20 protein-coding genes, 1 tRNA gene and 1 pseudogene are annotated in these 26,300 nt (G+C 56.3%); 8 read left to right on the forward strand and 14 right to left on the reverse strand.

Features of this window, described 5'->3' with window-relative positions; all coding sequences use genetic code 11:
• Positions 1–63 precede the first annotated feature (63 nt).
• From RCH87_RS01800 to gyrA, 3 genes are all read right to left on the reverse strand, one after another.
• Positions 64–140 (reverse strand) — tRNA-Ile (locus RCH87_RS01800).
• A gap of 77 nt (positions 141–217) precedes the next feature.
• A complete protein-coding gene (locus RCH87_RS01805) occupies positions 218–568 on the reverse strand; it encodes a DUF3566 domain-containing protein (RefSeq protein WP_306515044.1) in 351 nt (116 codons plus the stop codon).
• A 4-nt stretch (positions 569–572) separates the two neighbouring features.
• Positions 573–3,140 (reverse strand): DNA gyrase subunit A, encoded by a 2,568-nt coding sequence (gene gyrA / locus RCH87_RS01810; protein ID WP_306515045.1) that lies wholly within the window; start codon positions 3,138–3,140, stop codon positions 573–575.
• Between the two features lie 408 nt (positions 3,141–3,548).
• On the opposite strand from gyrA, the gene RCH87_RS01815 reads away from it, so the two are divergent.
• A complete protein-coding gene (locus RCH87_RS01815; RefSeq protein WP_306515046.1) occupies positions 3,549–4,829 on the forward strand; it encodes an ATP-binding protein in 1,281 nt (426 codons plus the stop codon).
• 13 nt (positions 4,830–4,842) lie between these two features.
• Here RCH87_RS01815 and pdxS read toward each other — a convergent pair whose 3' ends face one another.
• The 6 genes and pseudogenes from pdxS to dnaA form a co-directional block, all read right to left on the reverse strand.
• Positions 4,843–5,733: a pyridoxal 5'-phosphate synthase lyase subunit PdxS gene (gene pdxS / locus RCH87_RS01820; RefSeq protein ID WP_306515047.1), complete on the reverse strand. Its 891-nt coding sequence runs from the start codon at positions 5,731–5,733 to the stop codon at positions 4,843–4,845.
• Positions 5,734–5,820: 87 nt separating this feature from the next.
• Complete coding sequence (gene gyrB, locus RCH87_RS01825; RefSeq protein WP_306515048.1) at positions 5,821–7,848, reverse strand: DNA topoisomerase (ATP-hydrolyzing) subunit B; 2,028 nt, start codon at positions 7,846–7,848, stop codon at positions 5,821–5,823.
• A 149-nt stretch (positions 7,849–7,997) separates the two neighbouring features.
• A complete protein-coding gene (locus RCH87_RS10395; protein WP_373690892.1) occupies positions 7,998–8,654 on the reverse strand; it encodes a DciA family protein in 657 nt (218 codons plus the stop codon).
• Positions 8,651–9,967, reverse strand: coding sequence for a DNA replication/repair protein RecF (recF, locus tag RCH87_RS01835; protein ID WP_306515049.1), 1,317 nt, complete (start codon positions 9,965–9,967; stop codon positions 8,651–8,653). Before recF ends, RCH87_RS10395 begins: the two co-directional genes overlap by 4 nt.
• A complete protein-coding gene (gene dnaN, locus RCH87_RS01840) occupies positions 9,967–11,154 on the reverse strand; it encodes a DNA polymerase III subunit beta (protein ID WP_306515050.1) in 1,188 nt (395 codons plus the stop codon). The genes recF and dnaN overlap by 1 nt, the downstream gene beginning before the upstream one ends.
• A gap of 695 nt (positions 11,155–11,849) precedes the next feature.
• Positions 11,850–13,496 (reverse strand): annotated as a pseudogene (dnaA, locus tag RCH87_RS01845) (chromosomal replication initiator protein DnaA); the annotation flags it as partial.
• An 892-nt stretch (positions 13,497–14,388) separates the two neighbouring features.
• Here dnaA and rpmH point away from each other — a divergent pair.
• From rpmH to RCH87_RS01880, 7 genes are read left to right on the forward strand one after another with little or no spacing between them, the layout of a single operon-like run.
• On the forward strand, positions 14,389–14,532 hold the full coding sequence (gene rpmH / locus RCH87_RS01850) for a 50S ribosomal protein L34 (RefSeq protein WP_306515052.1): 144 nt from the start codon (positions 14,389–14,391) through the stop codon (positions 14,530–14,532).
• A 3-nt stretch (positions 14,533–14,535) separates the two neighbouring features.
• Positions 14,536–14,964: a ribonuclease P protein component gene (rnpA, locus tag RCH87_RS01855; RefSeq protein WP_306515053.1), complete on the forward strand. Its 429-nt coding sequence runs from the start codon at positions 14,536–14,538 to the stop codon at positions 14,962–14,964.
• Positions 14,965–15,023: 59 nt separating this feature from the next.
• Positions 15,024–15,245, forward strand: coding sequence for a membrane protein insertion efficiency factor YidD (yidD, locus tag RCH87_RS01860; protein WP_306515082.1), 222 nt, complete (start codon positions 15,024–15,026; stop codon positions 15,243–15,245).
• 35 nt (positions 15,246–15,280) lie between these two features.
• Positions 15,281–16,306: a membrane protein insertase YidC gene (yidC, locus tag RCH87_RS01865; RefSeq protein ID WP_306515054.1), complete on the forward strand. Its 1,026-nt coding sequence runs from the start codon at positions 15,281–15,283 to the stop codon at positions 16,304–16,306.
• Positions 16,306–16,911 carry a 16S rRNA (guanine(527)-N(7))-methyltransferase RsmG gene (rsmG, locus tag RCH87_RS01870; RefSeq protein WP_306515055.1) on the forward strand — a complete coding sequence of 202 codons (606 nt, stop codon included), beginning with the start codon at positions 16,306–16,308 and terminating at the stop codon, positions 16,909–16,911. Before yidC ends, rsmG begins: the two co-directional genes overlap by 1 nt.
• Before the next feature lie 10 nt (positions 16,912–16,921).
• The gene (locus RCH87_RS01875) at positions 16,922–17,821 is read left to right on the forward strand and encodes a ParA family protein (RefSeq protein ID WP_306515056.1); all 900 of its coding nucleotides are present in this window, start codon (positions 16,922–16,924) and stop codon (positions 17,819–17,821) included.
• A gap of 16 nt (positions 17,822–17,837) precedes the next feature.
• Positions 17,838–19,058, forward strand: coding sequence for a ParB/RepB/Spo0J family partition protein (locus tag RCH87_RS01880; protein ID WP_306515057.1), 1,221 nt, complete (start codon positions 17,838–17,840; stop codon positions 19,056–19,058).
• Between the two features lie 94 nt (positions 19,059–19,152).
• On the opposite strand, the gene RCH87_RS01885 is transcribed toward RCH87_RS01880, so the two are convergent.
• The 5 genes from RCH87_RS01885 to murJ all read right to left on the reverse strand — a co-directional run bounded on the left by RCH87_RS01885 (position 19,153) and on the right by murJ (position 26,299).
• Positions 19,153–20,337, reverse strand: coding sequence for an N-acetylmuramoyl-L-alanine amidase (locus RCH87_RS01885; protein ID WP_306515058.1), 1,185 nt, complete (start codon positions 20,335–20,337; stop codon positions 19,153–19,155).
• 118 nt (positions 20,338–20,455) lie between these two features.
• Entirely contained in the window at positions 20,456–20,779 is a 324-nt protein-coding gene (gene trxA / locus RCH87_RS01890) for a thioredoxin (protein ID WP_306515059.1), read from the reverse strand.
• A gap of 152 nt (positions 20,780–20,931) precedes the next feature.
• Positions 20,932–21,855, reverse strand: coding sequence for a thioredoxin-disulfide reductase (trxB, locus tag RCH87_RS01895; protein ID WP_306515060.1), 924 nt, complete (start codon positions 21,853–21,855; stop codon positions 20,932–20,934).
• 165 nt (positions 21,856–22,020) lie between these two features.
• A complete protein-coding gene (locus RCH87_RS01900) occupies positions 22,021–22,602 on the reverse strand; it encodes an RNA polymerase sigma factor (protein WP_306515061.1) in 582 nt (193 codons plus the stop codon).
• A 121-nt stretch (positions 22,603–22,723) separates the two neighbouring features.
• Positions 22,724–26,299, reverse strand: coding sequence for a murein biosynthesis integral membrane protein MurJ (gene murJ / locus RCH87_RS01905; protein ID WP_306515062.1), 3,576 nt, complete (start codon positions 26,297–26,299; stop codon positions 22,724–22,726).
• Position 26,300 lies beyond the last annotated feature (1 nt).

A 26,300-nucleotide genomic window follows, 5' to 3' on the forward strand; every position in this document is an offset into this window, starting at 1 on the left:
TCCTGACCTTCTGCTTGCAAAGCAGATGCTCTACCAATTGAGCTAATGCCCCATGTTCCCGCCTGGTGGGTCTAGCAGGAATCGAACCTGCGACCTCATCGTTATCAGCGATGCGCTCTAACCGACTGAGCTATAGACCCTTGTGCGGAACGATTATGTACTTTAATACGTATCTTATATCCACACAAATCGCCAGGTCAGATGATGTTTTTGCAGCCTATTCGTCGACTTCCACGATCTGCTGCAGGTCCACTTGGATACCGCCGAAAAGCGCCACCACAGCGTTGTAGATCAACGCGAACAGCGGAGCCAGGATTGTGCCCAAGATTGCCGCCACAGCGCCCAGAAGAGCCGACAGAGACAGCACCAGGCCGTAATCGATGAGCATGCCGGCACCTAGACCATCAACAAATCCGTTGATGTAATCCCAGACGCCGAACGCATCCATCACAAAAAACACCACCGTTACGGCGATCAGCCACGCCACCAAGCCAACCAACGAAACCGCCAAGCCCACACGGAAAGCAGACAACGGCGAGATGCGCGAAATCGCAATGTTTTTTCCCATGGTGCTACTCCTCATCCGTCTTCACAGCATCCGCCTTCGCAGCATCAGTCTGCTGCTCTTGTACGTCCTCGATGCTCTTCTCGCCCTTGGCAACAGCCTGGGCTTCTTCCACGCCCTCGCTTTCGACGTTCTTGTCGATAGCAAGCAGTTCAACATCATCGGCGAGATTAACCAGCCGCACACCCATCGTCGCGCGTGACGACGGACGGATCTGGCCAGCCTCGGTACGCACGACGCCGCCTGCAGAGGTGATAGCGAAGATCTCATCATCCTCGTTCACCGCAATCGCGCCGATCAGCTTGCCGCGCTTCGGGGTGTACTTGAACGTCATTACGCCCATGCCACCGCGGCCCTGGGTGCTGTATTCCTCGATCGCGGTGCGCTTGCCATAACCACCGGAGGTAGCCACCAGCAAGAACTCACCGTCATGCACCACGGACATCGCCAGCAGCTGGTCATCACCCTTAAAGCGCATGCCCTTCACACCGGCGGTCGCACGGCCCATTGGGCGCAGCTGATCGTCGTTGGCGGTGAAGCGAATCGACTGGCCCTGCTCGGAGGTCAGCAACAGATCATCCTCATCGCCAGCCAGGCAGGCACCGATCAGCGCATCGCCCTCGTTGAGGTTGATCGCGATCAGACCAGCCGAACGTGCCGACTCATAATCGGTCAGGTGTGACTTCTTCACTCGACCCTGCTTGGTCGCCAGCACCAGGTACGGCGCATCAGTGTACGACTGCAGCTGAATAACCTGAGCGATGCGCTCTTCTGGCTGGAACTCCAGCAGGTTGGCAACGTGCTGGCCACGCGCGGTACGCCCCGCCTCTGGTAGCTCGTAGGCCTTGAGACGGTACACGCGGCCAAAGTTGGTGAAGAACAAAATCCAGTCGTGCGTCGAACAGACAAAGAAGTTCTTGACGACGTCGTCTTGCTTCAGCTCTGCGCCGCGAACGCCCTTGCCGCCGCGCTTTTGCGACTTGTACGTATCGACCTTCGTGCGCTTGGCATAGCCGGTGGCCGTAATGGTGACGACAACGTTTTCGCGGGCAATGAGATCCTCATCAGAAACCTCACCGTGCGCTGCCACGATCTCCGTGCGGCGCTCGTCGCCATGCTTGTCGACGATCTCTTTCAGCTCAGTAGCAACGATCTCGCGCTGGCGTTCCTCGCGATCAAGAATGTCTTTCAGATCGTCGATCAGAGTCTGAATCTCTTCCAGCTCGTCGACGATCTTCTGCCGCTCCAGGGCAGCCAGGCGGCGCAGCTGCATCGCCAGAATGGCCTCTGCCTGCTCGTCGTCGACGCCCAAAAGATCCTTCAGGCCTTCGCGGGAAGCTTCCACCGAACGGCTGCGACGGATCAGCGCAATGACCTCGTCGAGCATGTTCAGAGCTTTCACCAGACCACGCAAGATGTGAGCACGCTTTTCAGCTTCTGCCAGGCGATATTGCGTACGCCGGACGATAACCTCGATCTGGTGGGTGACGTAGTAGCGCAGCATCTGATCCAGACGCAGCGTGCGCGGTACACCGTCGACGATCGAGAGCATGTTGGCGCCAAACGAGGTCTGCAGCTGCGAGTGCTTGTACAGGTTGTTCAGCACCACGCGTGCGACGGCATCACGCTTCAGAGTGACCACGATGCGCATGCCGACGCGGTCAGAAGACTCATCGTCAATATTCGAAATTCCGGCGAGCTTGCCGTTGGCGACCTGCTCGGCGATATTAGCCACCATGGTGTCCGGGTTGACCTGGTACGGCAACTCCGTGATGACGATGGTCTGGCGGCTACCGTTTTCTTCAATGCTGGAGACACCACGCATACGGATGGAACCACGGCCGGTGGTATAGGCATCCTTGATGCCGCTGGTGCCCACGATCATGCCGCCAGTCGGGAAATCCGGCCCGGAGACGCGTTCCATGCAGGCTTCCAGGGTTTCTTCCTCGCCGGCATCCGGGTTGTCCAGCAACCAATAAATCGCTTCCGCCAACTCGTTAAGGTTGTGCGGCGGAATATTGGTGGCCATACCGACGGCGATACCGCCGGAACCGTTCATCAGCAGGTTCGGCACACGTGCCGGCAGCACCGTCGGCTCGGTGGTTTTACCGTCGTAGTTCGGCTGGTAATCGACGGTATTTTCCCGAATATCCCGGGTCATTTCCATCGCCAGCGGCATCAGTTTCGATTCGGTATAACGCATCGCCGCCGGGCCGTCATTACCCGGCGAACCGAAGTTACCTTGGCCGTCGACAAGCGGGTAACGCATCGACCACGGCTGGGCCATGCGCACCAACGTGTCGTAAATAGCGCTGTCACCGTGCGGGTGGTAGTCACCCATGGTGTCCGAAACTGGCTTCGAGGATTTCACGTAACTGCGCTCTGGCCGGTAGCCGTTGTCGTACATCGCGTACAGCACGCGCCGGTGCACGGGTTTCAGCCCGTCACGCACGTCTGGCAACGCACGGCCCACGATCACGGACATGGCGTAGTCGATATAACTCGACTCCATCTCCGCGGAGATATCTATCGGCTCAATGCGATCTAACAAACCGCCTTGGTTATCGTCACTCATAACCTCCCAGTCTAGCGCCTATTAGATGCTTGACGACGGTGCGCAACCCCTCTGCGGGCTCGGTGTGGGCCCTGTGCGGGTATGACTGCGGTGCGGCTGTCGGTGAGACCCTGGCCCCAGCTCTGACTGTCACTGTGACAATTAACCGCGAGACTTGTAATTCAAACTGCGAAACTTTCACACTCTGACAGTCTAAGTGGCAATTTTGTGGCAGTTTTATTCCACTCTGCGATAAATTTTCACAGTTTGCGGTAGAAAATTGAGAGTGATAGTTGGAAAAGTGTTAGTCTAAAAGTCAGAATCTCCATTATCACGCCACCGTTTATCAAAACCACTGTTGTCACCCTGCATGGCAAAAACCTCGTTCTAGCGCGTGTACATGGCCTCAATATCCTGGATCGCCCAGCTATGTATCAAGGCAAAGCCTATTTGCGTCAAGCAGATGGTGAATACGAAATTCCGGCTTCAGAGTTACGCATGATCGAGGTTGCGAAGCTGCATGCCGAGCAAGAAGAAGTCTATGACCGCCGGCCTGTTCCAGGTACCACGGTGGAAGATCTTGACGACGACCTACACCAGCAATTTTTACGCACCGCCCGGGCGAGTATCGCTCGATTACGCGAGACTCCAGAAACCACGCTTCTGCGCAATCTCGTGGTCACCAACGGTGAAGTGTTATCAATCGCCGGTTTCTATGCACTTGGACACTTCCCGCAAGGCCCGTTGCCATCATTAGCGATTACCGTCGCGGTTCGGTTGCCCGAAACCGAACTCCCACGACGCACCCGTAACCTAGCCACCTTCTACGGACCTGTTCCAGCACTGCTGAACCAAACCATGGACTGGGTCGAAGCCAATATTCCACAAACACAGACCTATCAGGAATCCGGGCACATGCGTAACGTTGCTGTTGTACCCCTGGCTGCCATCCGGGAAGCAGTCGCGAACGCCCTTATCCACCGTGACCTCGGACCGAATACAGTCGAAGCTGGCAAAGCCATTGACGTGCGTATTACCCCGGATCGCTTAATTATCACCAGCCCAGGCGGGTTGAAAAACCTGACAGTTGCGCAATTGCACAGCGCAGATTTCCGGCGCATCGAGGTCAATCAACATCTCTACCGCCTAGCTAAATTACTCACCGATGCTGACGGAAATCGCATCATTGAAGGTGAAGGTGGCGGAGTGACCGCGATGTTCGAGCTCTGCGAAGCAGCTGGTTTACCGCGTCCCAGGATTATCAACACCGGAGTCAAAGTCACCGTCATCTTCTTCTTCCCGCAGGAAGACCACACTCCGTCCATTGCCCAGGGAAAACCGGAGCGGTCTAGCCTGCAACACAATAATGATGCACCGCTAGGCAACGAATCCCCGTTGCCTGACATTGAACCCGACATTGAACTCGGCGTTGAATACTTACGAAGCCTCGGGAAAAACGTCCCGAAAATTGTGGCCGCCGCGCAGAAACTTGCCGCAGAATCGACACCACTAACACCGCCCGGGCACAGTGCTGGGGTCAGTACCGGTGATAGTGCCGAGTTCAGTTTCAGCCAATTAGTAGCAGAATCCGGGCTGAGTAATTCCCAAGTTCGCTATGGGCTGAGCCCACTCCTCGAACACAAAATTATTGTGCGCAAGGGTGGGCAAGGGAAAAAAGCAACCACGTACCAACTCGGCAAGCGTGGCTAGCCCCCCAGCCGGTTTACCAGCCGCGTTCTGCCAAGCGGTGAGAAACTGGCAGTTCGTCGACGTTGATGCCGACCATAGCTTCACCCAAGCCACGCGAAACCTCCGCGATGACCTTAGGATCGTCGTAGTTTTGTACCGCACGCACGATGGCCTTCGCACGAGCTTCTGGGTTACCCGACTTAAAGATGCCGGAGCCGACGAACACGCCATCGGCGCCGAGCTGCATCATCATCGCAGCATCAGCTGGAGTGGAAACGCCACCGGCAACCAGCAAGCCAACTGGCAAGCTACCGGTCTCAGCAACCTCAACCACCAGCTCGTATGGTGCCTGCAGTTCCTTCGCAGCCACGAACAACTCGTCCTTCGACATCGACGACAAACGGTTGATCTCTGCGCGGATACTGCGGATGTGGGTCACGGCGTTGGAAACATCACCAGTGCCGGCCTCGCCCTTCGAACGCACCATCGCGGCGCCCTCATTGATACGACGCAGCGCCTCACCCAAGTTGGTAGCACCGCAAACGAATGGCACGTCGAAAGCAAACTTATCGATGTGGTGGGCGTAGTCAGCCGGGGTCAAAACCTCAGACTCATCGACGTAATCAATACCCAGCGACTGCAGTACCTGCGCCTCAACGAAGTGGCCAATGCGGGCCTTGGCCATAACTGGGATGTCGACGGCTTCGATGATCTCGGTGATCATATCCGGATCCGACATCCGAGCCACCCCGCCCTGGGCGCGAATATCAGCAGGCACGCGCTCCAGAGCCATCACAGCGGAAGCACCAGCAGCTTCTGCGATGCGCGCTTGTTCTGGGGTAACGACGTCCATGATGACGCCGCCGAAGAATTGCTCAGACAAACCGCGCTTCACGCGAGCTGCAGAACCGTTGGCATTACTCACAACGAGTTTTCCTTTCGATATCACTGATATGAGCTATGACGCACATAATATTGGCCGCGTCCAATCCTAGCCGTCTGCGTCGAGCGATTAGACGTCGAGGAAGCGAACATCCTTCGCACGGCGCGTGATAAAGCTACGACGTGCAGAAACGTCGTCGCCCATAAGAATAGAAAACAGCTCATCGGCTTTTTGCGCATCTTCCAAGTCCACGCGGCGCAGGATACGGGTTGTCGGATCAAGCGTGGTTTCCCACAACTCTTTCGCGTTCATCTCACCCAGACCCTTGTAGCGCTGGATACCATCGTCCATGTTGATCTTGCGTTTTTGCTCAAAGCCTTCTTTCAGCTGCGCGTCACGTTCACGGTCGCTGAAGGCATAGCCCGGCTCGCCCTTGGACCATTTCAGCTTGTACAACGGCGGATTCGCCAGGTACACGTGGCCATTTTCGACGAGCTCCGGCATGAAGCGGAACAACAGTGTCAACAGCAACGTGGCGATGTGTTGCCCGTCGACGTCCGCGTCGGCCATCAACACGATCTTGTTGTAACGCAGCTTCGAAATATCGAATTCTTCGTGGATGCCGGTACCCAACGCGGTGATGATCGCCTGCACCTCGTTGTTTTTCAGCACCTTATCCATGCGGGACTTTTCGACGTTCAAGATCTTTCCGCGCAACGGCAAAATCGCCTGGAACAGCGACTCACGGCCGGCCTTCGCGGAACCACCCGCGGAGTCACCCTCCACGATGAACAGCTCGGAAACCTTTGGATCCTTCGAACGGCAATCCGCCAACTTGCCCGGCAATCCACCCAAGTCTGTCGCGGACTTGCGGCGCACCAGCTCACGAGCACGACGTGCCGCCACACGGGCCTGCGCCGAAGCAACGGCCTTGTTCATGATGGCCTTGGCCTCCGCCGGGTTGGCATCAAACCAATCCGCCAGGTGCTCATTCACCGAACGCTGCACGAACGAACGGATCTCGGTGTTACCCAGCTTGGTCTTGGTCTGGCCCTCAAACTGTGGGTCGCCGACCTTCGCGGAAATAATCGCCGACAGGCCCTCTCGGCAGTCGTCACCAGTGAGTTTGCCGTCTTTTTCCTTCATCAACTTATGCGTTTTCGCATAGTTGTTCATCTGCGTGGTCAGCGCGGCACGGAAGCCTTCTTCGTGCGTACCACCCTCGTGGGTGTTAATCGTGTTCGCGAAGGTGTGCACGGACTGGTTGTAGCCGCTGTTCCACTGCAGCGCGATTTCTACCTCGTGATCCTCGCCCTTGGCCTCAAAACTGATGATCGTCGGGTGGATCGAGGTCTTCGTCCGGTTGAGGTAGTCAACGTAATCCACCAGGCCGTTCGGGTAGCAGAATTCCACCTTTTTAACGGCGTCTTTATCGCTGACGTCTGCTTTTTCTTCTGGGTCTGGATCATCGAAAGAGCTAGCAGTCTCGCCCTCTTCGGCCAATGCCTCGAGTTTCAAATCCTCGGCGGTCACACGCTCGTCGACAAGCGTGATGGACAGGCCCTTGTTCAAAAACGCCATCTCTTGTAGGCGGCGCTTGATGGTGTCGAAATCAAATTTAACGGTCTCGAAAATCTCTGGGTCCGGCCAAAAGCGCACCGTCGTACCCGTGCCGCGGGCATTGCCACCCTCGACGAGTTCTTCCGGCACCGCGCGCTCGAAGTTCTGGTACCAGTGCTTGCCATCACGCTTGATCGCGGCTTCCACGCGCGTGGACAAGGCGTTAACCACAGAAATACCGACACCGTGCAGACCACCGGAAACGGCATAAGAATCCGAGTCGAACTTACCGCCGGCGTGGAGTTGCGTCATCACGACCTGTACGGTTGGTGCACCACTGGCGTGCATCGAAACCGGAATACCACGGCCGTCGTCAGTAACTTGCACGCCGCCGTCGGCAAGCAAACGAACCTCAACCTTGGAGGCATAACCCGCCATGGCCTCGTCGACCGAGTTATCAACGACCTCCCAAATCAGGTGGTGCAGACCGCGCACGCCGGTAGAACCGATGTACATACCGGGGCGTTTACGGACCGCTTCCAGGCCCTCCAGGATGGTGATTGATGAAGCGTCATAATTCGGTTGCGCGTTAGCCACGTGAAACTAGCACTCCTTAAAGAGGAAATCTTCGACATTCCAATCTTACACCCCAGACGGTGCAGCTGGGTGGTGCTCATCGGGTGCTTGACGACGCTCAAGATGGCGGCAGCACAGCCACTGCAGCGGCTTTCGCCTTCAGCAAGACTTTAGCCGTAGGTATCGCGCGGGCCGCGGCCTTTGACGTGAAGCTTGCCTTTGCGCCAACTCGGTGCCTGCGGGCCGAAAATCTTCAATTCCGTAATCACATCCGGGCCGGTCTTTTCGGTGATCCTGCGTAAGATTTCCCGCTGCATATAACGCAGGTTCGTCGCCCAGGCGGTGGAATCACAGGAAATGAACAGCGCGGTGTCTTTGACCATCTCCACTTTGGTGTGCTGTGCAATCTTCGGGCCCACCAGGTCTTCCCAATGGCCGGTCACCCACCCCGATGCCAAACCTTTCTCCCAGCCGCGCGACTGGATCTCCTTGTGCAACACCGAACCCACCGACGGCAAATCCAGCGGACGGCGCGGTCTGCGCCCGTCGGGCCCGGATTGCTGGTATTTCTTCCAATTCAGCGCGGGTAGCGGCGTCTGTGCGCTATCTGCAGATTGTGCCTGGTGCGCGGTGCGGGTTTGTGCCCGGTAGCTACTTGCTTGTCGACGTTTGCGCAGGTGGTTGTGGGTACCCGAGCGCGCGGTTCCCAAGTGGGGGGCGGATCCGCGCTGACGTGCGGCTGCGCGCAAAGCCTCGAAGGTGGAATCGACCAGATCGCGGGGCTGGTCTGTGCCGTCGATGGGGGCATGGTCGGAGGAATCACTCATGATGCGCCACCGTCGGCAGGCGTGTCATTGCTGGTCTCGTCGGCAGGCTCATCGTGGCCGTTTGCATCGTGGCTCGCATCATCGCCAGTCGCATCGTTGCCAGTCTCGATGAATGACACCCGGGAGTACTCGCCGTCGTCAGTGGTGGAATCGTGCACCCCGATGTGGACTACAGAATTCGGGGCCAGCTCATCGGGGATATCTTCTTGCACGGCGGCGGTGATCAACACCTGTTCGACGCTGCGCGCAAGTTTCACCAGGTGGCGGCGACGTTTCACGTCGAGTTCAGCGAAAACATCATCCAGAATCACAATCGGATCAGTGCCAGATTGGCGTAAAATCTCGAATTCCCCCCAGCGCAATGCGATCGCATAAGACCAGGTCTCGCCATGTGAGGCGAATCCTTTCGCCGGGCTGGCACCCAGCAACGCTTCCATGTCATCGCGGTGCGGGCCCACCAGGCTGATGCCACGCTCGATTTCTTTTTCCCGCACGCTGCCCAGCGCGCCCAGCATGGCTGCTTCGACGAGTTCCACTTGCACGCGGCCGTTCGAATCGCGGTAATAATCGTCGCTGATGCGCGCAGAATCATTATCCAAGGTGGAAGCATAAGCAACCGCAGCCGGGCGTGATTCCGGTGCGATGGCGGCGTAGGCGTTGCGTACTTGGGTGGTGAGTTCGTCGACAAGCTCCACCCGAGCCGCGATCAATTGCGCACCCAACCAGGCCAAACGGTTATCCCAGGCATCCAAGGTGGCCAATGCCGAAGCGGAATCGTCATCGCGGTAGCCGCGTTTCAAGGCAGTGCTCGCAGATTTCAGCAAAGCGTTGCGCTGCCGCAGCACTTTGTCATAATCGGCTTTGACCCCAGCGATGCGCGGGGTGCGACTTGCCAGAATGCTATCAAGGTAACGGCGGCGTTCTCCTGGTTCTCCGCGCAACAATGCAAGATCTTCCGGGGAAAACAGCACGGTTTTGGCAACCCCGAGTAATTCACGCGGTGATTTCAGGCGGGTGCGGTTGATCTGCGCGCTATTGCTGCCGCTGGCGCGAATCAGCAGATGCGCGGTGAGCTCCCGGCCCTGGTTGATGATGCTGGCCGAGACCCGGGCGTTGTCCTCACCCAGGCGAATCAGTGGTGCATCTGTGCTCACCCTGTGCGAACCGAGGTGTGCCAAATAGCCGATGGCTTCGACGATATTCGTTTTGCCATAGCCATTGCGTCCGACAAAAACACTGATCCCGGGGGCAAACCGCAGGCTAAATTCCGGCCAGGAGCGGAAATCACGAAGCTGCAGATGCTGAAGATACATTACCCAGGCAAACGAACCGGCATCAGCAGGTAAGTGAAATCAGATTTAGGGCTCGGGAATTGCCCGTCTTCGTTAGCTTCCGGCATCTGCTCTGGTTGTGGCAGCAAGATCGCTGGGCGTGAAGATTCGGTGAATCCGAAAAAGACTTTTTCGGTGCGCACGACGGATAGCCCGTCTTTCAGGTATCCCGGGTTGAAGGCGATGATCAGCTCGTCGCGTCCGGAAAACTCGCAAGGCACGGCTTCTTCTGCGTGACCAGATTCTGCCCCGCCTGCAGACAAAATGACCTGGTCTTCCGAGAATTCCATGCGCACCTGCGCGTTGCGTTCGGTCAACAATGACACGCGACGAATGGCTTCTTGCAGCGGGGCAATATCGACGCTGGCGACACAACTATGGGTTTTTGGCAGCAGCGGTTCGATATTCGGGAATTCTGCATCCAGCATGCGGGTGGTGGTCTCACGGTTGTGTGAGTGCAAGCCAAACAGGCCCTCGGCGCCAACGTTGTCCTCGGTACCGACTGCGATTTGCACTGGCTGATCCAAGCTGGTGTCTAAGCTGCGGGCATTTTCTTGCAAGGTTTTTGCTGGAACCAGCAGCTTTGCGTTGACGTTGTCGCTGACTGGTTCCCAGCTGAGCTCGCGAATCGCCAAACGGAAACGGTCAGTGGCGGCGAGTTTGATGTTTGCGCCGTTGATGGCGAAGTTCACGCCAGTCAACATCGGCAAGGTGTCATCGCGACCAGCGGCCGAAGCCACCTGGGTGACAGCATCGGTGAACAACGACGGATTCAAGCTACCGGTGACCTGCGGAAGCTCGGGCAATTGTGGGTAATCGTCGAGCGGGATCAGTGGTAGCTCAAAACGAGAAGAGCCACAGCGAACCAGAGCGGTGGAATCTGTAACTTTCAACTCCACCGGTTTATTGGCAAGGCTGGCGACGATATCTGCCAGCAATTTACCCGCAACCGCGATGGTGCCTTCGGTCTCGACCTCAGCCGGAAGCTTAATTTTGGTGGACACTTCGTAATCGAAACCGGAAAGCTCAAGACCAGATTCATCAGCAGTGATCAGCATCGCACGAAGTACAGGTTGGGTGGCCTTTGATGGCAGGTTTTTAGCTACCCAAGCGACGGCGTCTGCCAAGTCTTCCTTGGCAACACGGAACGATACTGCAGATGAATCCATGTTGGTATCTAGCTTTCTCTTACACGTTGTGGTTCGCGATAGTCGCTTACCAAGGTACCTGAAAGATTGTCATTCTAACCCATCACAGTCAGTTTACCCACGCGGAATTCTTGTCATTTAGGGGATGCTAATCCTGGGCCATGAATTACATTGATGTCAGTTCGAACTGACTTGGGTCATTGTTGTTTGAGAATCTGTTTGGGTGCGAAACAAGAAAACTTGATCTCTCCACACCTTCCTTTTCTTAATAGATTTCTAAGTTAAAAAGATAATAACAACAATAAGTCTTGTGTGATCTGTGAATAACAGGGTATTTGCCTAGCTCAGGCGATTTTTCTGTGATGTGTGGGCAGTTGTGTTCTTCCTGTGTATAACTCGGTGTAATTGTGGATAACTTCGAGGTGATTTAGTTTTTCCACAATCCTGACGTAGTTATCCACAGCTGTTCCACCGCTGCATTCACACTGCTAGAAACGCGTACACAACCCGATTTTATGAAGTGGATTACAAAATACAACTAAATTACATTGGTGTAATTACACAGTTGTGTATAGGTCTGTGGATAAACCGCGGATGTTGGATAAACTGCGAACAAAGGCTGAGTCAAGCATGAAGGCTGAGCCGCGCACGAAGAGTAAATTGCGCGCGAAAAAGGCCAGGCCCTGCACATGAGAGCCTGGCGTGGAAGAATACTGCTAGGAAACCCTTCCGCGGGTTTTGATGATCTGCGTCAACTGCTGGATCTCGTCGTAAGTATCGCGCTTTTCTGTCATTTCCTTACGGATCTTTCGATCCGCGTACATCACCGTGGTGTGGTCCTTGCCACCGAAAGCCTCGCCAATTTTCGGCAAGGAATTATCAGTGAGCTCACGGCACAGATACATCGCGAGTTGTCGGGCATGGGCCACCGCGCGCGTTTTCCCGGCACCGGTTAAAGCCTTGAACTCAATGTCGAAGTATTCTGCGGTCACTTCCATGATCGTCGACATAGTGATCTCTAGGTTCGCCGAATCAGGAAGAATATCGTGCAGCGCGATCTCGGCGAGTTCCATGTTGATCGGCTCATTAATCAGGGAAGAATATGCAGAGACACGAATCAACGCGCCTTCCAGCTCGCGAATCGAGGATTCAAACTGGGAAGCAATAAACCCCAGGACCTCCCTGTCGACACGCGTCTCATCGGTAGAGGCCTTCTTCATCAAAATCGCAATGCGGGTTTCTAAGTCTGGCGGCTGCACATCGGTGATCAGCCCGCCTTCGAAGCGCGTGCGCAGGCGATCTTCCAGGGTTGTCAGCTGCTTTGGAGGACGGTCCGAAGACAAGATGATCTGCTTGTTTGCCTGATGCAAAGCGTTGAAGGTGTGGAAGAACTCTTCCTGGGTAGATTCTTTGCCTTCCAAGAACTGGATATCGTCGACCATCAAAATATCCAGATTGCGGTAACGACGCTTGAACGATTCCTGCCGGTCATCGCGCAAAGAATTGATGTAGTCGTTGGTGAATTCTTCGGAGGAGACGTACTTCACCCGCAATTTCGGTTGTAGCACTTGCGCGTAGTTGCCGGCGGCGTGCAGCAGGTGGGTTTTGCCCAACCCGGAACCGCCCCAAATGAACAACGGGTTGTAGGCGCGGGCCGGGTTTTCTGCCACTGCCACTGCTGCACCGTTGGCGAAGCGGTTCGAGGATCCAATAACGAAGTTTTCGAACGTGTATTTGGGGTTGAGGGATTCTTCCCGGTTGGGATCATGCGCCGGCGCCTCCCGGTGCAAACGACGCGCTGCATCCGGTTGTCCGGTCTCAGTCGCTGCGGCTTGCTGTTGCTGATACGCCTGCGCGAGCTCGTCGAGGCTGGCAGCACCCCGGTGCGCACTGCGGGATTGTTCCTGCCCGTTTTGCTCACTGGAGTAGTTATGCGGCGGGAACTCGAATTGCAGCTCGCCGGAATTGTGTGGGGCGCGGCTGTGAGAACCCCTTGAGGAACGAGGCGTGCGAGGAGTATCTTGCGGCGACTGGCTATCTGACTCTGTCTCCGTCGGCGTTGCCGGGCGTGACGACGCTGAGTTTCGCGGCGCTGCCTCACGCGACTGGGAAGAAGTATCGTCGCGCGGGTCATAGCGCGAGGTATAACGCGGTTCGTAGTTGCGGCTGGCCTGTGCAGGAGAATGAGACGGATCCCAATCGTCGTCTTGTGGGGCGCTTATCGAAACCGCCAAGGAGCAAGACGTACCGAGATAGTGATTGAGGATACGCACGATGTACGGGCCCAGATCATTTTCAATCGTGGCTTTAGCGGCTTCATGCGGGACAGAAATCAACACATAACCGTTGACCAGGGTGACAGGCGTAGCAATCTGCAGGTATGCGCGTTGCGAATGGCTGAACGGAGGTATGTCAGAATCAGGTTGGTCAGAAAAATACAAAAGGTCATTGACCATCTTGTTCCAATTCTCTGCGAGTGTGGACGCCTCGTTTGCCACAGTGCCTCGATTCTTTCTGGTCGGTCGTATTTGTGTTATTTGCTTGGCTTGCTGTTGCAAGAACTCGCAAAAATTCCCCAGGGGGATTCCACAGGATCACCGCTTGTGAAATATGGCTTGACCAGTATTTCACAGCGTTATCCACAACTGTGGATAGACCCGCGGTGAAGTTTATCCACAATTCACTTACTGTTTGTGGATAACTTCGATTCTGTAATTTTTGCGTTCTACCTGCACTTTTTATGGGGCTCTCAAGTTTGTGTTGAGAGTTATCCACAGGGAGGTGGGAAATTCGCCTGTGAGTAGATGTGACCACTTATTCCTACCTGTTGGTGTGGAAGAGTGTCTAGACGCGATGTTTTCCGGTAGTAACCAGCCTGAATTACACTGTTGTTACTGAGTGGTGGGAATTTAGCGCGCTTGTAGAAAACTCGCAGCACTCCCCCAGGTTGTAATTCACAAAGGTCGCCGCCGGGTAGTCGAACAACATCATTGTCATTTCGGGGGCACCCTATCGATCGGGGGCTGGCCTGTGTGTTTTCGCTATACACGTGCGGCGTGTCGATTTGTTTTTCCTGCTTGCGGTGACGTAATCTGGCTTAGTCTTTTCACAGTCTCGGACTGTGTGCATGAGAACCCGTGGCACCCCGCGCTTCTGCGCTTTTCCAAAGGCCACTCGTGGGACGTGTTGGTTCTCGAATTTGTATCTGACGTGCCAGAAAGGCAGCGTCGTACCGCTTAGTGAAGGAGATCTACCGTGGCAAAGGGTAAACGCACATACCAACCAAACAATCGTCGTCGTGCACGTGTTCACGGCTTCCGTACCCGCATGCGTACCCGCGCTGGTCGTGCCATCGTGGCAGCTCGTCGCAAAAAGGGTCGCGCAAAGCTGACTGCATAAGTCATGCTTCCCCGCCAGCATAAGCTGACTTCGCCGCAACAATTCCGGCGAACCACCAAAAAAGGGCGGCGGGCCGGCTCTCGCAGTGTCATTGCACACTGTTATAACCAGCAGGGATCAGAAACACTGGCTGTTTCTGGTCCCCGTTTTGGTCTTATTGTCTCTAAGAGCGTTGGCAATGCGGTTGTTCGGCACCGCACCGCCCGCCAACTGCGGCACATTTGCCGTGAACTGTGCGCAGAACTAGACCCATCCGTCGACGTCGTGCTGCGTGCTCTGCCCGCGCTTGTCGACGCCAGCCCTGCTCAATTGCGTAAGGATGTGCGCAATAGCGTCTTCCGGGCACTGAAAAAGACCGAACAAAAGCAACACGAAGATAAGCCGGGCCAGCAGCCGAAAACTACGAAACAGAGCACAAGGCCGCAACGGTGACTTACTACAACACTGATGGCGAGGCGATTCCACCGGCACGTGGCTTAGCGCGGTGGTGCGTGGCGGCGGTGCGGTTTTACCAGCAGAAACTTTCCTCGCAAAAGCCTGTTTCCACCTGTCGCTTCGAACCCACCTGTAGCGCCTATACCCTGGAGGTTTTCGCGCGTCACGGCGTTTTTAAGGGGTTTATTTATGCTATCGTGAGAATCCTCAAATGCGGCCCTTGGCACCCGGGCGGCTATGATCCGGCACGTTCGTCGGACACCCCGAACGCAAACTAGACCCGACTGCAAGCTAGTCAGTATAAGGATTATTTGTGCTTAATTTCATCTACTACCCGATTTCGTGGATCCTCGGCTTTTGGCGTGACGTCCTCGGTTTCGTGCTGGACCCACACGAGGGATATACCTGGGTATTGTCCATCATCTTGCTGACGATGACCATCAAGGCGTTGTTGGTGAAGCCGATGATCACGCAGCTGCGCTCTTCGCGCAAGATGCAAGAGCTGCAGCCGAAGATGAAAGAAATTCGGGACAAGTACAAAAACGATAAAACTCGGCAAAGCCAAGAGCTGCAGAAGTTTTACAAAGAATCCGGCATGAACCCGCTGGCCGGATGTCTGCCGATGCTGGCGCAGATCCCGGTCTTCATTGGTCTGTTCCACGTGCTGCGCATGTTCAACCGCACCGAAGAACGTCTTGGTTCGCCAGGCTTGTCGGTAGAAGAAAACCGCAACATCCCGAACTACTCCTTCTCCGTCGAAGATGTGCGTTCGTTCTTGGATGCTGACATTTTCGGTGTGCCACTGTCTGCGTTCATTTCGATGTCCGAAGACGCGATGGAAACCTTCGGTGCCGACTTCACCCGCTTTAACGTGATTGTCGTGGCCGTTCCGTTGGTGCTGACCATCGCATTGCTGACGCACCTGAACGCACGGTTTACCGTCGGCCGCCAAGAAGCACGTCGCGCTGCAGGCAAGACCCCGCAGCCCACTGGCGACAATGCCGAGATGATGCAGATGCAGATGGGCATGATGAACAAGATGATGCTCTGGGTCATGCCAGCAATTACCTTGGCAACCGGCTTCATCTGGACCATTGGTCTGTTGTTCTACATGCTCACCAACACCGTCTGGACATTCATCCAGACCCGCATCATTTACACCAAGATGGACCGCGAAGAAGAAGCTGAAGAAGAGGCAAAGCGCGAAGCTAAGCGCTCGAGCGCTCCAGCTCCTGGTGTGCGCAAGGTAGACAAGACGACCAAAAAGCAGCGCAAATCCCAGGCGCAGAAACAACAGGGACAAGCGAATCAGCAGAAAAAGCAAGGCAAGAAGAAGTAATGCTGTCCCAGATCTTTGGTGAACGGCAAGACCTGGCCACCGCTTATCACGAATCTTTGGCCACGGATGCCACCACGCGCGGGTTTATCGGCCCACGGGAGACACCGCGGTTGTGGGATCGCCACATCTACAACTGCGCCGTCATTGGTGAGGCAATCCCAGAAGGTGCACGCGTGATCGATATTGGCTCTGGGGCAGGCCTGCCTGGAATCCCGCTTGCCATTGCGCGCGAGGACTTGCACGTGACGTTGTTGGAACCTTTGCTGAAGCGTTCTACTTACCTGGCTGAGGTCGTCGACAAGCTCGGCCTCGAAAACGTCACCGTGGTGCGCGAGCGCGCCGAAAACCTGGGTAAGGATGCTGCCGCCTTCGATGTGGTGACTTCTCGCGCGGTGGCGCCCCTAGCAAAGCTTGCACGGTGGTCGCTGCCGTTGTGTCGGCCTGGCGGGATGATGCTGGCGATGAAGGGGGCGTCGGCTAGCGAAGAAATCGAGCGCGACAAAGCTGCGATTAAACGAGCCAAAGGTGGTGTTCCGGAAATCATCACCGTGGGCGCTGAGCTGGACGAACCCACCACACTGATACGTGTTCACCGCGTAAAGTAAGCTCATTGGCATGACACAGCAGCCCCGCTTGATCACGATCGCCAACCAAAAAGGCGGCGTTGGTAAAACCACCAGTGCCGTGAACTTAGCCGCTGCCCTCGCCCACCAAGGTCATACCGTGTTGGTTATCGACCTCGACCCACAGGGCAATGCGTCGACGGCCCTCGGAGTTGAGCACCGCACGGGCACCGACTCCAGTTACGAGGTGCTAGTCGGCAACGCGACGGCAAAACAAGCCGTGCAGCAATCTCCACACCGCGAGAACCTGTGGTGCATCCCAGCCACAATCGACCTGGCCGGTGCAGAGATCGAATTGGTGAGCTTGGTGCGGCGTGAGTACCGGCTTTCCGACGCATTGAAGAACGGATTCTTAGACGAATACGGGTTCGATTACGTATTCATCGATTGCCCGCCATCGCTGGGCTTGCTGACGATCAACGCGATGACGGCGGTCGAAGAAGTGATCATCCCCATCCAGTGCGAATACTACGCATTGGAAGGGGTGGGACAGCTACTGAATAACATCACGATGATCCGCGAGCATTTGAATGCGAATCTGCACATCTCCGGCGTGCTGCTGACGATGTACGACGGTCGCACCAAACTCGCGGAGCAAGTGGTCGACGAAGTCCGTGGGCAATTCGGCGCAGTGGTGCTGGGTAATGTCATTCCACGCTCTGTACGCGTGTCTGAGGCTCCGGGATACGGGCAGACGGTGATCGATTACTCCCCGAGCTCACACGGTGCTTACGCCTACGGTGCGGCAGCAAAAGAACTTGATGAGCGTGGAGACTATATCCCGCACAGTTCTACCGGCCCGATCGGTGTGAGCCCGGAGATTTATGAGCAGCTTTCGCAACAAGCAGAGCAAGCCGACGATTCTGGCGAACCAGCAGCGGACGAAGCATAAGGAGTAACGAGCTTTCATGGCGGAGAAAAAACCCAACCAAAAACAAGGCGGTCTGGGCCGTGGCCTGGCAGCGCTGATTCCTTCTGCTACCGATGAGGATCAATCTGCCCGCCCACGCCTGGGAAACTCAGCAGCGGACGTTATTTTAGGATCCGCGCTGGGTGATCGCGGCGCCGGTCGCGGCTCCCGTGTCGGCGGAGCAGCGAATACGAAAACTGGTCGTACCGACAATGCCGGCGATACCGCTTCGCATGCCGGCGCGACAGGCGGTGCGAAATCTGGTGCGAAAGCGGTCGGCGAGAAAACCGGCAAAGCTGGCGGAGCCGGCGCAGCAGGCAAAACTAACGTGCCAGGCGCGCCCACGATCTCCTCAGCAACCGCCGGCGCAGCGAGCTCTCGCGGTGGCAGCTTAGGCCCACAATTTGGTGCCACCTACCGCGAAGTGCCCGTCGGCCAGATCAGCCCAAACCCGAAGCAGCCACGTACAGTCTTCGACGCGGATGATCTCGCCGAACTGGTGCATTCGATCAAAGAATTCGGCCTGTTGCAGCCGATCGTGGTGCGCCCGGCTGCGGACGGCTTTGAGCTCATCATGGGTGAGCGTCGTTGGCGTGCAGCATCGCGGGCTGGCTTGTCGACGATCCCTGCGATCGTGCGCCAAACCACCGACGATGCACTGCTGCGCGATGCGTTGCTGGAAAACATTCACCGCGTTCAGCTCAACCCCTTGGAAGAAGCTCACGCGTATCAGCAATTGTTAGAAGAATTCGGTGTAACCCAAGAACAATTGGCTGACCGATTGGGCCGTTCACGCCCAGTCATCACCAATACCCTGCGTTTGCTGCGCCTGCCGGTTGATGTGCAGCGACGGGTTGATGCCGGGGTGCTTTCATCTGGTCATGCGCGGGCCTTATTAGGATTGCACGAAAAAGCACAGATGTCTGAGCTTGCCGAACGCATCGTCGCCGAAGGACTGTCGGTCCGTGGAACTGAAGAAGCCGTGGTCTTACTGAACAAAGGCCAAAAACCGGCGCCGAAGAAGAAAAACGCTCCTGCTCCGCAACCAGAATTTTTCACCCACACCGCAGAACGATTGGCGGATAAGTGGGACACGAAAGTCACCGTGTCGATGGGCAAACGGAAAGGCAAAATGGTCGTTGAATTCGGCGACCAAGAAGACTTCGCTCGCATCATGGAACTGATCGAAGGCTCTACCGGTTCTGCAGACACAGACTAAGTAAAGACTAGGCGTAGATTAGTTACAGATTAGGTACACAGACTAAAAAGCAGGCGATGAACCATTCATCGCCTGCTTGATTGTTTGCAGCCTGTTAAGATTGCTCGGCTTCGAGCAGCTCGGCAAAGTTATACGTGCCGGTTTGCATATCGTCTTGGTCGAGTAAATAAAGCCGTTTCACCCCAACCACGATCGCCTCGGCAATCGCATCGCGGTGCTTTGGCTGCGTCAAAATCTTCACGTCCTGCGGGTTCGTTAAATACCCGAGTACGACGTCGATGGTGGGCATTTGCGGCAGACGCAATACTTCCCAGGTGCGTGCGTGATTACGACAATCCTGCAGCTCAGTGCGTGCAACGATTTCTCGTTGCACGAAGCCCGACAGCTTCTCACCAATCAACGACGAGGTGCCGTAATTGGAACCGAAAAAGAACGTGGCCGCACCGTTAGCTTTTTCATTCTGGTAGCGATCACAATGCAGACTGATCACGAGATCAGCACCAAACGCATTCGCGATATCCGCGCGTTCACGCTCGCTAGGATCATCCATGCGTGGGCGAGAAATAATAGTTTCCACGCCAGCTGCGATCATACGACCTTCAATGCGCGAGGAAAGATCCCACAGGATTTCTTCTTCGGTGATTTCGCCATAGCGTCCACGCACGGTAGCACCCTTGTTTGCGCCACCCAGCGCCGGATTGATCACCACGCGTTTATCAGCAAGTTTCGGGCCAGCGCGACGCACCGATTCCCGTTCTCGAATCGCCTGGGTGGAACCGCCTGTAGAGATGCGTCGCCCCAAAAGCGACAGCGAGTGAATGGTGTTTGGCCCGCAAACACCATCGTCCTGCAAACCGGAATTGAGCTGGAAATTACTCAACGCTTCGTGCGTGTTCTGCCCGAAGTGGCCATCAAGATTGTGGCTATAAAAACCAAGCTCTTGTAGCTGTCGTTGCAGCTGGGCGACGTCATCGCCGAACAATTCTTGCCCTGGTTGGAAAGACAGCACGCGTGCGCCCAGCGTGTAGGAAGCATGACGAAGTTCCCGCAGCGTGATCTCATCGATCGTGCCTGATGGGATGATGCCGCGAGATTGCTGGAATGCCTTCAAGGCGTGGGCTAATTCAGAGCTGAAGTACTTGTCTTCTTCGCTGAACTTCTGGGTCTTCCAACCTGCCACGTCACCGTTGAAGTTCGATAGCATGCCCAGCCGGGCCAGGGTGGCGCGTGCTTCGGCTACTCGAGCGGAAGAATCGCCGACCTTTAATACTTTCGTCACAACGCTCCCTCGTGCAGCGTGATTGCCGTGGTGATCACCGTAGTCATGGTGTTGATAGCTCGCTAGTGAAATCTACTGAAGTGAAATCTACTGGGAAACAGACTGCTACCCGGTGGGATTACAGAGCCGCTTCGACCTTGTCGACGATTTGCTTCTTTGGCAGATATCCAGTGAATTCATCAACCTTGGAACCACCAGAATAGATCATCACAGACGGGATGGACATGACCTGGAACATGGCAGCCAGGGTGCGCTCGGCATCGACGTCGACCTTGGCTACCTTGACCTTGCCATCGTATTCCGCGGCGATTTCGTCGAGTACCGGGCTCAATTTTTTGCATGGTCCGCACCATTGCGCCCAAAAATCGACAATAACCGGGACATCCGACTCAACGACCTCAGACTTAAACGTCTGGGACGTGATATCAATTGTGTTGCTCATGTGAACTGCCACCTCGTGGTTTTCTCAAAAGAATTACTGCGAATTCTAGTGTAGTCACAACGTTTTCTCGTCACGGCGCGCATACAACGCATGTGCTCTAGCTCAAAGAAAACGCTGCGACAACATCAAGTTTCTATCGAACTAGCTAGTAGCTACTGTGCTGCCAAATATTCGCCAGCATCAATGGCAGCCCGGCAGCCAGAACCAGCCGCGGTAATCGCCTGCTGGTAGTGATCGTCGACAAGATCGCCACATGCGAATACACCCGGCAAGTTGGTGTGGGTGTGTGGGTGATTGACTTTCACGTAGCCAGATTCTTCCAAATCGATCTGGTCCTTGATCAAATCGGTGCGTGGATCCGAACCAATGGCGATAAACAGTGCAGTGACATCCAAGTCGCTGGTTTCGCCGCTGACTGTATCGCGCAAAGTCAGGCCCGAAACCTTTCCGGCCGATTCTTGAATAGCATCAACGGTTTTGTTGAGCTCCCAAGAAATTTTCTCGTTGTTCCTGGCCCGGTCAAGCATGATCTGCGAGGCAGAAAAACCTTCGCGACGGTGGACGATGGTGACTGAACGCGCGAATTTAGTGAGGAAGGTGGCCTCTTCCATCGCGGAGTCACCGCCGCCGACCACGGCGATATCGTGATCGCGGAAGAAAAAGCCGTCGCAGGTAGCGCAGGTGGAAACGCCGCGCCCTGTCAGAGCTTTTTCCCCCGAGATTCCGAGGTGACGCGGAGCAGAACCCGTCGCCAAGATTACGGTGCGCGCAGCAAATTCTTCCTCGCCGACGTAAATCTTTTTGATCTCGCCGTCGAGTTCGACACGATCAACTAATTCCATACGCAAGTCGGCGCCGAAGCGTTGTGCCTGAGCGCGCATCTCTTCCATTAGCTCCGGGCCCATGATGCCCTTCTGGAAGCCTGGATAGTTTTCTACCTCGGTGGTGTTCATCAATTCGCCGCCGTACTCATAACCCTCAAACACAATCGGGTTGAGCTCAGCGCGGGCGGCATACAATGCGGCGCTGTAACCGGCTGGGCCAGAACCAATAATGGCGACATCGTGAACGATCATTATTTTCCTCCGTTGCTGGATATGTCTCTTCGACATTCTACGCTCATTGTGCGCTATATCAGCAGCGTCGTATGCCAGTGTTGATGCGTGCTTCCGGCTCAAGCGAAGGTACAGAATCCCCTACGGTGGCTCTCACAATAACTGCAGGGCAACCACATGATTTAACTAACCAGTTTGGGATTTTTCTACAGCATCCCGCACGGCCTGGCGTGCTCGCCAACGGCGCGATTTCACCGTCCCAGGCGCTACGTTTTGTATTTTGGCGACTTCAAAAATGCTATAGCCTGCAATATCTGTCAGCGTGAGTGCCTCGCGGTGCTCCGGGCTGAGCTGTTCGAGAGCTTCCTGGAGATAAATCTGCGCGTCCACACTACCGGCCGGATCATAGGCCAACGCCGGATTGCGGTCGTGCGGAACCACTTCGGCATCAATCGTCGGCGTTTCCCTACGATGCTTGTGATTGAGATGGTCGTATCCAGCATTCATCACCAACCGGTGCAGCCACGTCGTCAGCGCACTTTCTGCGCGATAGGTGTTGAGCTTCGTGCTGGCTTTAAACATCGCATCTTGGACGATGTCATCGACGTCGTGATCATTTCCTGCGTAACGACGTGCTACCCCGCGCAGACGGCGACGATGCTTAGTGAAGATCGCATCGAATGCGCTGGTATCGCCATTGCAGAATTCGTCGACAAGCTGCTGATCAGATATTTCGTTCAGCTCTGAGTTTTCTGTGTAATCGGCCATAATCCCCCCGATCGCGCTTCCCCCATGTGCGCTTCCATTACAACGCAAAAATGCGAAAAGCGCCGCCCGGTTCTGCACAGTGGAATGTGCAAACAAGACCGGACGGCGCGAGGAAATTGTGCTACTGCAACTGGATATGGTCGATGGTGTTTAAACCTGTGACCATCACATCCCGCAGACGCAGTTCACCTTCCACACCGCTGAACTGGATCAATACGCCACCCGAAAATTCGTTACGTCCATCCAAGACCACGTTATTGCGGCCTTCGGTGAGCGTACCGCTGGCGATGCGAGGCAGTGATTCGCGATCAATGTCGGCCGGGTTAATTGGCGTTGATGCGACACCGTCGTCATCGCCGGTGGCATCGTCGACAGCGAATACCGAGAACTTGCCACCGGCGGTTTCAGACCTGATCACCAAATTCGTCAAAATCACGGGATCCTGGGTGGTGATCAGCAAGGCCGGATCTGGCTGGTGCGATTCCCACACCGTCTCCGGCATGCCGTCGATAGCTTCCGGGGCGTCCGGGCCATCCGGGAACAGCTGTGCTCGCTGGAGTATCTGCACCACCGGCAGATCGATCACTGGGGCCTGTGGCGTGCTGGTGGCATGGATACCCTCGCGCGAGACCGGGTTGGAATCTTCATCCGTATTGAACAAAGAGATCACGTAGGCCGCCAAGGCAGCGATAACGATGATGGTCAAGAACGTGAACACCGCGATCACGATGGCTCCACCACTGGAATAACCGCGGGCACCGAAACCGTCGCGCTCTTCGACATCCGGGGTGGCTTCGTCTTCGACCGGCAAGGCCTCGACAGTACCGGCTTCTTCTTCCTGCTCGCCGCTGATGAAGCGTTGCAGGCGATCGGCGATCTCGCGCGGGGTTGGGTCCAGAGCATCGCTTGCGGTTGTGCTTGCCGCGTCGCCCGTGTCGCCCGCGCCGTCCACACTGCTTGCGCCTTCTGCGCTTGCTGCGCCGTCTGTCCCGGCTGTGTTGGCTGTGCCATTTGTCCCGGCTGTGTTGGTTTTGTTGGCGGTTTGTTCAGTTTGTTCAGCCTGCTCGGTCTGGGAAGCGTCGGCCTGTTCAGTTTGTTCCGCCTGTTCCGCCTGTTCGGCCTGCGGAGAAAGACGCGGTTCGGTGATCGTAGACAATTCCTCCGGGGTCGGTGAGGTCGATTCCACCAACTGCGAGATCGCAGAGTTCAACGAAGAACGATCACGCTCAATGGAGTTATCGTCCAAGACCGCGGGGAACGCCAACATCGCGGTGCCTTGGGTGGAAATCCTGACCCGCGCGCGGTTATCCAGACCAACGGTTTGCCCGTGCTCGTGTGCGGAGGCAATGGTATCGGCGAACGGTGCCAGAGCTTCGGCGACGGCAGTGGGATCCAACCCATCGGATTCAGCGACGGTCTTCAAATCACTACCAGCGATCCAGTCGGCCACCACCAAACAACCCGAGCGATACGACAACACCCGGATATTCGGCGCAATGGCCGGCAAATTCAACTGCGCTAGACGACGGGTGCGGCGGGAGACTTCCGCCGCCGCGCGAGCAGCCTCCGCAGGCGTCATTGCAGCCATTGGAGCGTTGCCAGTGGTGGTGACAAATGTCAGCGCGACTTCCTTGCCCGTCGCATTCTCCTTCGCCTGCCAGAACTGTGCGCCGGCGACGCTGCCGTGATCACGTAACAGGCGGAAGCGGCCATCCGATACCGGTGCACCTGGGGTCAGGCGGGTACCACGGACGACACCAGCCGACATCGGTGGTGGAACCGGGCTGGAATTGAAGGTGTCTTGGGCCAAAAAGCGCGAGGAAATATCCTGCAGGTCGATCTCGCCATCGGCGACATCGCTGGATTCGCCGAGCTTGATAAACCGCGACAGACCCGGCAACCGACGTGCAACTCGCGCCAGTGCCTGCAACTCCGGAACTCCAGAAAACGAAATAACGATGCCGGTGATGGTCAAAAAGACCAGTCCCGCCAAGATCGTCGACACCAGCGTGCCCGCTGATTGCAGTGCCGGCTGCAGGGTCTCGGGGGCGACGTCGACAAGCGATTGGCCCCAGGAATTCGGCAACATGCGCAACAGCAACAGCAAGGCATACGCGCCCACCAAGCCGGCCAAAGCGGAACCCAAAGCCCAGCCCGAAGCGCTCAGCACCTCGCGGGCGTGTAGCGAACCAAGCTTGCGGCGCAGCAAGAAAATACCGATGATCGCACCGGTGATGAAGCCGAAACCGTTCGCCGCTCCCAGCAGAATCACCACGGTCTCTGGGCGGGCCGCAATGACCGGGGCCAACAGCGACAGAGCAATTTTCGTGGCGGTGATGCCGGCAATGATGAACGTCGGCGTCCAGGCCTCTTCACGCGCATAGAACACGCGAAGGTGCAGCAGCACCAGGGCATATGGAATCAGCGTGAACGCGGAGAAACTCAGCGTCCAACCCAACAGCACAGCGCTTTCTTCGCCGAACAGACCGTACTGGAACAATCCCTGGGCGATGGGGGTGCCGAAAGCAGTCAGGAAAACGACGATTGGGATCAGTGCGATAAACGTCAGCTTGGTGGCAACCGTCAGGTCGCGGACCACGCCTTTGTGGTCACCGTCGGCCGCGTTACGCGATAGTCGCGGCATGATCGCGGTCAACAGGGTGACGCCAATGACGCCATAAGGCACCTGGATCAACAGCCACGCCTGCTGGTAAATGATCGGCGCCTGAGCGTCGGCAAGCGCACCGATACGCGTGGTGATGACATAACCCAACTGGGAGATAGCCACGTAGACGATGATTGCTGCGGCCATCCCACCGAACTGCTTCAGGCGGGCATCCAGGCCCCACAGAGGCTTCAGATTTACCTTCGCGCGACGCAGGTATGGCACCAGAATCAGACACTGGACGATGACACCCGCGGTGGTGCCCAGGCCCAGCAGCAGAACGTGAACATCGGTGATCGGCGACGGTGCCGCCGGGTTCAATGAGCCGGGGACCGTCCAATAGAGCAGCAGAATGCCGATGGAAATGATGTTGTTCGCCACCGGCGCCCAAGCCCCAGGCGCGAATATGCCTTTGGTGTTGAGCACCGCTTGGAACAGGGCGAACAGCCCATAGAAGACGATCTGGGGCAGCAATAAGAACGCAAATGACGTCGCCTGGACTTCGTTGACCTGCCCGGATTCCGGCAGCATCAACCTGGTGATCCACGGCGCTGTCAGCAGCGATAACAACGTGATCGCGCCGAGCAGTGTGATCGCTAGGGTAAATAATCGTCGAACGAAGGTCTCTCCCCTATCGGGATCTTCCTTCTCCGCGCGCACCAACACCGGGACCACCAGGGAGGTCAGCACCGCACCCAGCACGATCTCGGTGATCAGGTTAGGCAGTGTGTTTGCCGTATTGAATGCCGAAGCCACCGCAGCACCCAAGGTGGCGGTGATCAATACGTTGCGCAGAAATCCCGTGATGCGCGAAATCAGCGTGGCGATCGCCATTGAGCCGGTCGCACGCACGACGTCAGCATCGCTGGCTTTTTCATCAGTCCGGCCACGGCGCAGATCGGATTTATCTTCTGCGTCAATGACCGCGACGGGCTGCGGGCGCTTTTTTGGAACCGGTGCCGGTGGTGTTGGCTCGACGATGCGCCCGCGAGTAGATCGAACCGAACCAGTTTCAGTCTCTGTCAACGACACA

This window comes from Corynebacterium sp., assembly GCF_030826625.1.
Classification (GTDB): Bacteria; Actinomycetota; Actinomycetes; order Mycobacteriales; family Mycobacteriaceae; genus Corynebacterium.